Consider the following 9,081-nt stretch of genomic DNA (forward strand, 5'->3'; position numbering starts at 1 on the left):
GCGCTCTATTTCACTTATACAAGATCGCCTGATGGATATCCTCCAGCGCCATGATGCGCTGGGCGGCATTCAGCTTGATGGCCTCCTTGGGCATGCCGAACACCACGCAACTGGCCTCGTCCTGGGCCACCGTGGCGGCTCCGGCCTCGAGCATCTCCTTGAGCCCGCGCGCGCCGTCGTCTCCCATGCCGGTCATGATGATGCCGGTGGCGTTCCTGCCGGCGAACTTGGCCACCGAGCGAAACAGCACATCCACGGATGGCCGGTGCCGGTTGACCAAGGGCCCATCAATGACCTGGGCGTGATAATAGGCGCCGCTGCGGGTCACCATCAGGTGCTTGCCACCCGGCGCGATCAGGGCCAGGCCCGGCAGGATGCGGTCGTTGTTGCGCGCTTCGCGCACCTCGATCTCGCATACGCTGTTGAGGCGCTCGGCAAACGAGGCGGTGAACTTTTCCGGCATGTGCTGCACGATCACCATGCCGGGACACACCCTCGGCAGTGCCGTCAAAACCGCCTCCAACGCTTGGGTACCGCCGGTGGACGTGCCGATGGCGACGATACGCTCGGTGGTCTGTGCCATGGCATGGCCATTGGCGGCAGGCAGGATCGCATCCGCGGTGAGCTTGCTGGCCGGGGCCAGTGCCGGCGCCGGGCTGGCGCTGCGCTTGCCCAGGTTCCTGACGTTGGAGTTCGCTGCGGCGCGGATCGCGGCCACCAGCTCGGCCGCCGACTCGATCAGGAAACTCTTCAACCCGGTAGTGGGCTTGGTGATGATTTCCACCGCGCCCGCCGACAGCGCCTGCAGGGAGGTTTCCGCGCCTTTCTGGGTCAACGAGGAACAGATCACCACCGGCGTCGGCCGTTCGCTCATGATTTTCTTGAGAAAGGTGATGCCGTCCATGCGCGGCATTTCCACGTCCAGCACGATAACATCCGGCCATTCCCGGGCGAGTTTATCCATGGCGAAAATCGGGTCGGAGGCGGCGCCCATGACGTGGATATCCGGCGTATCGCTGAGAATCGCCAGCAGTACCTGGCGCACCACGGCCGAATCATCGACGAGCAGCACACTGATTTTTTTGGTAGGCATCTTGTTGAATTGTTCCCATTGGTTGGTGCCGGACCCAGACGTTGCCGTTCCACAGGTCGAACATGATCGTGCGGTAACCGGTACTGCCCATGTCCTGGGCCGTCAGGTGCAGGTGATAGCGCTCGGCCAGGGCCAGCGCCGCGCGAATATTCAGGCTGGCCACGTCCTGCGTCGGCAGGCGGCGCAGCTGGGGAAACATCTTGCCGCCGCCGAACAACTTGACCTGGTAATCCTGTGCATGCGTACCATTGATCTCGGCGTGGCGCAGCAGCAGTTCCAGGGCTTCGTCGGCATATCGGCCGTCCAGGGGCTGATGGTCGCGCACGCGCCCCGGCAGCATGAAGTGACACATGCCGCCGATCAGCCGTTGCGGGTGCCAAAAGGTGATCGCCACGCAGGAGCCGAGCAAGGTGCGCAGGCGCGTCGGCCGCGTCGCAAAGCTGACCTGGCCAGGCGCCAATACCACTTCGGCCGTACCGACGGGCTTTTTCATGGCTTGCGGTAAATCGACGGAGCCACCAGCTTCAAGGTGTCATTGACACCGTGGAGGCTTTCCGAGTGACTGATGATCAGGTAACCGCCCGGCTTGAGCAGCGGCAACAGGCGCGCGACCACCTGGCTCTTGGTCTGCTGGTCGAAATAAATCATCACGTTGCGCAGGAAGATCACCTCGAACTCACCCAGGGCCGGCAGCGCTTCGTTAAGGTTGACCTGGACAAAATTGACGCGGCTACGCAAGGCCTTGTCGATCAGCAAGGTGCCCTCCTGGCGACCAATGCCCTTGAGGCAGTACTTGGCCAGCAGCGGTTGGGGCAATGTCTCGGTGCGTTCCAGGGAGTAATGGCCGGTGCGCGCCTTGGCCAGCACTTGGGAGCTGATGTCCGAGCCGACCACTTCCCAGGGCGTGCTGCCGAGGCTTTCGGCCAGGGTCATCGCCAGGCTGTAGGGTTCTTCACCGGAGGAGCTGGCCGCGCTCCACACGCGAAACACCTTGCCCGGCGCGGCCCGGGGCAGCACGTGCTGACGCAGGAAGTCGAAGTGCTTGGGCTCGCGAAAAAAATAGGTTTCGTTGGTGGTCAGCAAATCCAGCGCAACCTGCAGTTCGCCCTTGCGCTGGTCATTCATGATCAGCTTGAAATACTCACCATAGCTGTGCAGCTCATAGTGCTTGAGGCGCTTGAACAGGCGCCCGGCCACCAGGGCTTTCTTGGTCGGCGACAGGTTGATGCCCGCCGCGCGGTACAGCCAGGTCTGGAACTGACCGAATTCATGGTCATCGATGGACACGGTGTCTGCCATGGTCGGGTCTCAACGCGGGTCGAGGTCGAGGGCCGGCGCCTGGCCGGCCTCGGCGAGGCTGGACATCTCATCGATGGACAGCACCTTGTCCACCTCCAGCACGATCACGAACTTGCCGTCGACCTTGGCCATGCCGCTGATGAAATCGGCGCGAATTCGTGCGCCGAAGTTGGGTGGCGGCTCGATCTGCGTCGCCGGGATCTCCCGCACCGCAGACACCGTATCGACCAGCAGCCCGATGTCCTGGGCCTGGCCATCTTCGGTACTCGCCTCGATGATAATCACGCAGGAGCGCCGGGTGATCGCCGAGTTGGCCCGGCCAAAGCGCGCCGACAGGTCGACCACCGGCACCACCGCGCCGCGCAGGTTGATCACCCCGCGTACGAACGCGGGCATCATCGGCACCACGGTCAGGCTGCCGTATTCGATAATTTCCTTGATCCCCAGAATGCCGATGGCGAACATTTCGCCGCCGAGCATGAAGGTCAGATACTGCGCATCCTCGTCGACCGCTGCTGCGGTCTGCCGAGTCGTCATTGCTGCACCCATGTCACTCTCCCTAGTAGGCCCGTATTGATCGTGGGATCAGAAGCGGGTGAAATCCGCTTCGTCCGGGGCACTGGCCATGGTGTAGGCGAACGCCTTGCGCTGCGCCGGTAGTTTTGGCTGTGGCGCCTGACGGTTGGGCTTGCTGCCCGGGCTGTCCACGCTGTTGCTTTGAACCGCAGCCTTGGGCGCTGAATCCAGCACGAAAAAGCTCATGGCCTGTTGCAGTTGCTCGGCCTGGCTGCTCATTTCTTCCGCCGTGGCCGCCAGCTCCTCGCTGCTCGAGGCATTTTGCTGGGTCACCTGGTTGAGCTGGGTCATCGCGGTGTTGATCTGCGCGACACCGGCGGCCTGTTCCTCGGACGCGGCGCTGATTTCCTGCACAAGGTCGGACGTCTTGTTGATGGAGGGCACCATTTCGTCGAGCAACTTGCCGGCCTTCTCGGCCATGTCCACGCTGCTGGAGGACAGTTCACCGATTTCCTGGGCGGCAACCTGGCTGCGTTCGGCCAACTTGCGCACTTCGGCGGCCACCACGGCGAACCCCTTGCCGTGCTCGCCGGCCCGAGCGGCCTCGATGGCGGCGTTGAGCGCGAGCAGATTGGTCTGGTAGGCGATGTCATCGATGATGCTGATGCGCTGGGCGATTTTCTTCATCGCCACCACGGTCTGCTGCACCGATTCGCCGCCCTCGGTGGCTTCCTTGGCGGCCTTGCTGGCCATGCCATCGGTGACCTTGGCGTTTTCGGTGTTCTGGTTGATGCTGGCACTCATCTGCTCGACCGACGCACTGGTTTCCTCGACGCTGGCGGCCTGTTCACTGGTGGCCTGGCTCATCGATTGCGCGGTGGCGCTGACCTCCTCGGAGGCGCTGGCCAGGTTGTCGGCGGCGTTACGCACTTCGCCGATGATATGGGCGAGCTTGCCGACCATGTTGCGCATGGCGTTGAGCACCATGCCGGTTTCATCCTTCCCGCCCGGCTCGATGTGCGCGTTGAGGTTGCCTTCGGCCAATTGCTCGGCGGCGCTCGCGGCCTGGCGCAATGGGCGGGAAATGATCCGCGCGATGAACATCGCCAGGCCCAGGCCGATCAACAGGGCCGCGACCAGTACCGCGATGATCGACACCCGCGCGCTTTCATACAGCGCCGAGCCCTTGTCACCTGCGGCCGTTGCGCCGGCATCATTGAGCTCGACCATTTTCTGCAGACGGGACGTCACCTCATCGAAATGCCCCTTGGATTCTCCCCTGAGCAAACCGCGCGCCTGGGCTTCCTGGTTCTGGCGAGAAAACTCAAGCACCTGCTTGCTGCTTGCAAGGTAGGCGTCCCAAGCGCTTTTCACGCTGGTCAGGAGTTGACGATCTTCATCGTTCGACAGCAATTGCTCGTAGGTGCCCATGCGGGTTTCGAACTGTTGGCGCGCGTCGGCGGCTTCGCGTTCGGCCTGGGCCTTTTCCTCGGCAATCTCGGTGCCGATGTGGCGGTTCTCTTTCAAGCGATAGTTGGCGGCAAAAAAACGCATGCCTGCCGCGGCACGCATGGAGGGCATCCAGTTGCCCTTGATGTCCTGGGCGGCCTGGTTGACGGCACCGAGCTGGAGTATGGCGAAGCCGCCCATGGCTCCAGTGAGCACCAGGACCACCAGGAATGAACAGATCAACTTGGTGGAAATCTTAAGATCGTAGAACCATTTCATCGGGGAACCTCCATGGAATTGCAAATGCGTCAGCGAGCGACGGCCGGTGGCGACTGAGATGCCTGGGCCGTGCGGGCTTCCAGTTGTACGATTTGGTTGAGCAGTACCGGTACATCCAGGATCAGGGCCACCGCGCCGCTGCCCAATATGGTCGAGCCGCTGATGCCACGCAGTGCACCGAACAGCTTGCCCAGGGGTTTGATCACGGTCTGGAACTCGCCGAGCAGGTCATCCACCACCAGCCCGGCCTTATGCTCGGCGTAACGCACCACCACCACATTCTGGCGTCGGGACGCGGGGCCTTCGTGACTGAAGTGATCGCGCAGGTGCACCAACGGCAACACCTGGCCACGCAGGTCCAGGTAGCCCGTGTCGCGACTGGACTGGCGCTGCTGTTCATCCAGCTCGATACACTCCTGGACCATGTCCAGGGGAATCACGTAGGTGGATTGGTCGATGCCGACCAGGAACCCATTGATGATCGCCAGGGTCAGCGGCAAGCGAATACGCACCACGGTGCCCTGGCCGGGGCGGCTGTCGAGGTCGACGGTGCCTCGCAACAAGGTGATATTGCGCTTGACCACGTCCATGCCGACACCGCGCCCGGACAGGTTGGTCACCGCCTCGGCGGTGGAGAACCCGGCTTCGAAGATCAGGTTGTAGATCTCCTGGTCGGTGAGCACCGCACCGCTGGCCACCAGCCCGCGCTCCTGGGCCTTTTGCAGGATGCGATCGCGGTTGAGGCCGGCGCCGTCGTCGGCGATCTCGATGACGATGCTCCCCGAGTCGTGGTAGGCATTGAGGCTCAGATGGCCCTTGGCCGACTTGCCGGCCGCACGCCGCGCATCGGCGCTTTCGATACCGTGGTCCATGGCGTTGCGCAACAGGTGCATCAGCGGGTCGCCGATCTTCTCGACCACGGTCTTGTCCAGTTCGGTTTCCGCGCCGCTGATGCTCAGTTCGATGTCCTTGCCCAGCTCCTGGCTGATATCGCGCACCACGCGGCGAAAGCGGTTGAACGTGTCGCCGATGGGGATCATGCGCAAATGCAGGGCGCCATCGAGGATCTCTTCCACCAGCCCCGAGACTGTCGAGGAGGCCTCGTGCAACGGGTCGTTGTTACAGGACCGGGCCAGCAGGTTCGCGCCGGCGCTGGCGATGACCAGCTCGCCGACCAGATTAATCAATTCGTCGAGTTTGTCGGCGTTGACGCGCACGTAATTGCCGTCGCGGCTTTTCGCTTCGCCGGTCGCCAGGCGCTGCGGTGCAGCCGTCACAAGGGCTGGCTCGGCCTGCGTGCCCGGTTCGCCCGCCGGGGCCTGGGTGCTGTCGGGCGCTTCATCGACGGCACTGATGTGCACGTCACAGTCGTCACGCACGAAATCGAACACCTCGTTGAGGCTGGCATGGCTGGCGGTCGAGCGCAGGTCGATCTCGAAACCCAGGTAGCAGCTTTCCGGGTCCCAGCTGTCCATGGGCGGGATGCTGTCGGTCAGGGTGGCGACCTGTATCAACTGCCCCAAGGTCTCGAGGTAGCGCAGAAATGACAGCGGGTCCATGCCATTACGGAACACATCCGTGCCGAAGCGCAGGGAAATATGCCAAAGCACTTCGACCGCCACGTCGTCGGTCACCTCGGCGGTTTCGACGCTGGCAACGGCGGTTCGCATCGGCTGGTAGGCACTCAGCGCCTCGCGCAATGCCTCGCCGCGCTCCAGAGCGGCAGGGGTCGGCGTTTCACCGCGGTCAGCGACCACTTCGACCAGTTCGAGTATGTGGTCGCCGCACTTGAGCAGCAGCGCGATCAAGGCGGCGTCCACCGCCACACTGCCTTCGCGCAGGCGGTCAAGCACGTCTTCGACGATATGGGTGAACCCGACGATCGACGCCAGGCCGAAAAGGCCCGCCGAACCCTTGATGGTGTGCGCGGCGCGGAAAATCGCGCCGATGGCATCCTGGTCGCCGGGCTCGCTTTCCAATTGCAGCAGGGATTGCTCCATGGCCTGCAACAGCTCGCGCGCCTCAACGATGAATGTCTGTTGTGCCTGATCGAGATTGATGCTCACCGTGACTTTCCTTGTCGATCAAAAAACCTGGGAAGCGCGGCTATGAGGCCGCGCTGCGACACAGTTGGAGCGCCTGCGTGACCGCCTGGCTCTGGCCGGTCACGCTCAAGGCTATGCCGGCATTACCGGCCTCACGCCGGATGACCGCGAGCAACTGCAAGCCGGCGCCATCCATTTCCGTGACCTCAGACAGGTCCAGCTCCAGGCGGGGTGCCGCGCCCATCTGCGGCAGCAGCGCCGCCGCCAATTCCGCTACGGTGTAGATCGTAAGCTCGCCGTCAATGCGCACGTGGGCCGTGTCGTCGAGTGTTTCAGTGGTAATCGGCATGGGAGCCTCCCTGGCGCCGGGGTCAAGGCAGGATCAGTTTAGACACAGCTGCCAACATCTGCGCAGGCTGGAACGGCTTGACCACCCAGGCCTTGGCGCCAGCGGCCTGGCCCTCGGCCTTTTTCGACTCCTGGGACTCGGTGGTGAGCATGATGATCGGGGTGAACTTGTAGTTGGCCAGCTTCTTGACCTCCTTGACGAAGGTGATGCCGTCCATGTTGGGCATGTTCACGTCGCTGATGATCAGGTGCACTTTCTGCCCGGTCAGCTTGCCCAGGGCATCCTTGCCGTCGCTGGCCTCGATGACGTCGTAACCGGCGCTTTTCAAGGCTATGCCGACCACTTGCCGCACGCTGCTGGAGTCGTCGACCACTAATACACTCTTCGCCATGATGTACTCCTAAAAGAAGGTGATGTCTTGAGAATTCTGCTGCACGGCCGCCTCTCCATGATGGAGGCGGCGTTGCTCGTCGGTGGCATAGGTGGCTTCCATGCGCGCCAGCCATTGGCGGGCGTCGACGGCCACCGGCTGGTCAGGGGCCTGGCTGGCCTGCAGGAGGTGCTCATGCAGGGCCTGCATGTTGTCGCGCACGTGGCTGAGGATCTGGCTGACCCGGTCCTGGAATTGCAGGTTGACCAGCACTTCGGTCATCTCATCTCGGATGCCGTAGCTTTCCTGCTTGAGCAGGTCGGCGGACTCGGCCAGGCGCCCGGTGATGTTCTGGAAGCGTTCGAGCACCACTTGAATACTGTTTTCGGACTCGGCCACCGAATGGCTGTCCTGGTCGGCACTGCTGGACGCGGCCTGGACCAATTGCGTAATGGCGTTGTTGATGATGTCGACCTTGGCCGACATCTGCTGGCCGGTTTCACTGGATTTGCTCGACAGGCTGCGCACCGCGTCGGCCACCACCGCAAAACCGCGCCCGGCCTCACCGGCACGCGCCGCCTCGATGGCGGCGTTGAGGGCCAGCAGGTTGGTTTGCGCGGCGATCGCCGCCACATCGGCGGCCATGGTCCGCAGTTCGCCGGTGTAGGCGGTCAGGCTGCGGACCTGGGCCAGGGTCTGGTCACGGCTGGTTTGGGTGGCCTTGAGCGAATTGATCACCTGGCTCAGCTCGCTGTCACTGCGTGCCAGCACCTCAAGCGCACCGTCGGCGGCCTGCCCGTCCAGTTCGCCGGCCGCGTGCTGCGAGGCTTGTACCGTTTCCTGCAAGCGTGCGGCGATCCCGGTGAAACGGTTGGCCAGGCTCACGATCGCTTCTTCGGTCTGATGGCGCGAGCTTTCCACCTGCTTGGCCCAGATGGGCATGGCGCCCAGCAATACCTCATCGAGCTGGGCACGGGAGGCCATGCCGTCGTGCGCCGCGTGCGCATCTGACTGATCCGCCTGTGCAAGCGCTTGCTGCATTGCGTTGCGCTGCGAACTCGCACTCCAGGCACAGGCACCGAGGCCGATCAGCACCAGTACCGTGCAAGCCAGCAGATTGGCCGGCGAGGTTGATTGCACAAGTATCCACAACACGGCGGGCACGACCGGGATCAAAGCGAACCAGCGAAAACGCGGATAAACGGGAAGAGGCAGGCGGCTGGATTGGCGCTGGGGCATGAGTTCGATCCTTGAACGTTGTTGCGGATGTAAGTGACATAGTTGTTATCTGCGCTGTAACTTGCAACTTGAGGCGACTTGAGTGCCTTCCGTCTGGTTTATGACCGCAGGGTGACAGATCGGTCAGTTCTGGATTCTTGTTCCTGAAGGATCAGCGGTGGTTTACCGAACAGGGGGTTGTCGCAAGCGCTGGCTAGCGAGTCTGTCTTTCAGGCTGAAAAATCTCTTTGTGGTGAGGGCGGTTGGTTCCGTGGCGGCCTTCGGGCCGACCATGTCGTTGGGTTTGACCGAGTACATATCCGTTGCTGCGGTCACGGCTGCCTACGGTTCCGCCCTTACGGCGGGTCACTTTGGAAAAGCCCCAAAGTAACCAAAGGGCTCTTGCCCCACCACTCGGTACCTCGCCTAGGCTCGGTATGCCCGAACGCAGGCTTGAATCCGT

9 protein-coding genes are annotated in these 9,081 nt (G+C 62.8%); all 9 read right to left on the reverse strand.

Going from position 1 to position 9,081, the window contains the following annotated elements:
- Positions 1–10 precede the first annotated feature (10 nt).
- Genes J1N02_RS01360 through J1N02_RS01400 form a run of 9 tightly spaced genes read right to left on the reverse strand, consistent with a single transcriptional unit; the run spans position 11 to position 8,639 of the window.
- Complete coding sequence (locus J1N02_RS01360; protein WP_027607287.1) at positions 11–1,093, reverse strand: protein-glutamate methylesterase/protein-glutamine glutaminase; 1,083 nt, start codon at positions 1,091–1,093, stop codon at positions 11–13.
- Positions 1,056–1,586, reverse strand: coding sequence for a chemoreceptor glutamine deamidase CheD (cheD, locus tag J1N02_RS01365; protein ID WP_027607288.1), 531 nt, complete (start codon positions 1,584–1,586; stop codon positions 1,056–1,058). The genes J1N02_RS01360 and cheD overlap by 38 nt, the downstream gene beginning before the upstream one ends.
- Positions 1,583–2,392: a CheR family methyltransferase gene (locus tag J1N02_RS01370; protein ID WP_065924564.1), complete on the reverse strand. Its 810-nt coding sequence runs from the start codon at positions 2,390–2,392 to the stop codon at positions 1,583–1,585. Before J1N02_RS01370 ends, cheD begins: the two co-directional genes overlap by 4 nt.
- Before the next feature lie 9 nt (positions 2,393–2,401).
- Positions 2,402–2,941: a chemotaxis protein CheW gene (locus J1N02_RS01375; RefSeq protein ID WP_027607290.1), complete on the reverse strand. Its 540-nt coding sequence runs from the start codon at positions 2,939–2,941 to the stop codon at positions 2,402–2,404.
- 36 nt (positions 2,942–2,977) lie between these two features.
- Positions 2,978–4,636, reverse strand: coding sequence for a methyl-accepting chemotaxis protein (locus J1N02_RS01380; RefSeq protein WP_092357424.1), 1,659 nt, complete (start codon positions 4,634–4,636; stop codon positions 2,978–2,980).
- 29 nt (positions 4,637–4,665) lie between these two features.
- Positions 4,666–6,702 carry a chemotaxis protein CheA gene (locus tag J1N02_RS01385; RefSeq protein WP_092357426.1) on the reverse strand — a complete coding sequence of 679 codons (2,037 nt, stop codon included), beginning with the start codon at positions 6,700–6,702 and terminating at the stop codon, positions 4,666–4,668.
- Positions 6,703–6,742: 40 nt separating this feature from the next.
- Complete coding sequence (locus J1N02_RS01390) at positions 6,743–7,030, reverse strand: STAS domain-containing protein (RefSeq protein ID WP_027607293.1); 288 nt, start codon at positions 7,028–7,030, stop codon at positions 6,743–6,745.
- Between the two features lie 22 nt (positions 7,031–7,052).
- Complete coding sequence (locus tag J1N02_RS01395) at positions 7,053–7,421, reverse strand: response regulator (protein ID WP_027607294.1); 369 nt, start codon at positions 7,419–7,421, stop codon at positions 7,053–7,055.
- Between the two features lie 9 nt (positions 7,422–7,430).
- Positions 7,431–8,639, reverse strand: coding sequence for a methyl-accepting chemotaxis protein (locus J1N02_RS01400; RefSeq protein WP_043293725.1), 1,209 nt, complete (start codon positions 8,637–8,639; stop codon positions 7,431–7,433).
- Between the last annotated feature and the right edge of the window lie 442 nt (positions 8,640–9,081).

The sequence above is a fragment of the Pseudomonas sp. NFX5 genome (assembly GCF_049132125.1).
Taxonomy (GTDB): domain Bacteria; phylum Pseudomonadota; class Gammaproteobacteria; order Pseudomonadales; family Pseudomonadaceae; genus Aquipseudomonas; species Aquipseudomonas marginalis.

Excerpts from the sequence above, each read along its gene's own strand:
- J1N02_RS01380 (WP_092357424.1), bottom strand. The coding sequence starts at position 4,636 with ATGAAATGGTTCTACGATCTTAAGATTTCCACCAAGTTGATCTGTTCA.
- J1N02_RS01400 (WP_043293725.1), bottom strand. The coding sequence starts at position 8,639 with ATGCCCCAGCGCCAATCCAGCCGCCTGCCTCTTCCCGTTTATCCGCGT.
- J1N02_RS01375 (WP_027607290.1), bottom strand. The coding sequence starts at position 2,941 with ATGGGTGCAGCAATGACGACTCGGCAGACCGCAGCAGCGGTCGACGAG.
- J1N02_RS01390 (WP_027607293.1), bottom strand. The coding sequence starts at position 7,030 with ATGCCGATTACCACTGAAACACTCGACGACACGGCCCACGTGCGCATT.
- J1N02_RS01395 (WP_027607294.1), bottom strand. The coding sequence starts at position 7,421 with ATGGCGAAGAGTGTATTAGTGGTCGACGACTCCAGCAGCGTGCGGCAA.
- cheD (WP_027607288.1), bottom strand. The coding sequence starts at position 1,586 with ATGAAAAAGCCCGTCGGTACGGCCGAAGTGGTATTGGCGCCTGGCCAG.
- J1N02_RS01370 (WP_065924564.1), bottom strand. The coding sequence starts at position 2,392 with ATGGCAGACACCGTGTCCATCGATGACCATGAATTCGGTCAGTTCCAG.
- J1N02_RS01360 (WP_027607287.1), bottom strand. The coding sequence starts at position 1,093 with ATGCCTACCAAAAAAATCAGTGTGCTGCTCGTCGATGATTCGGCCGTG.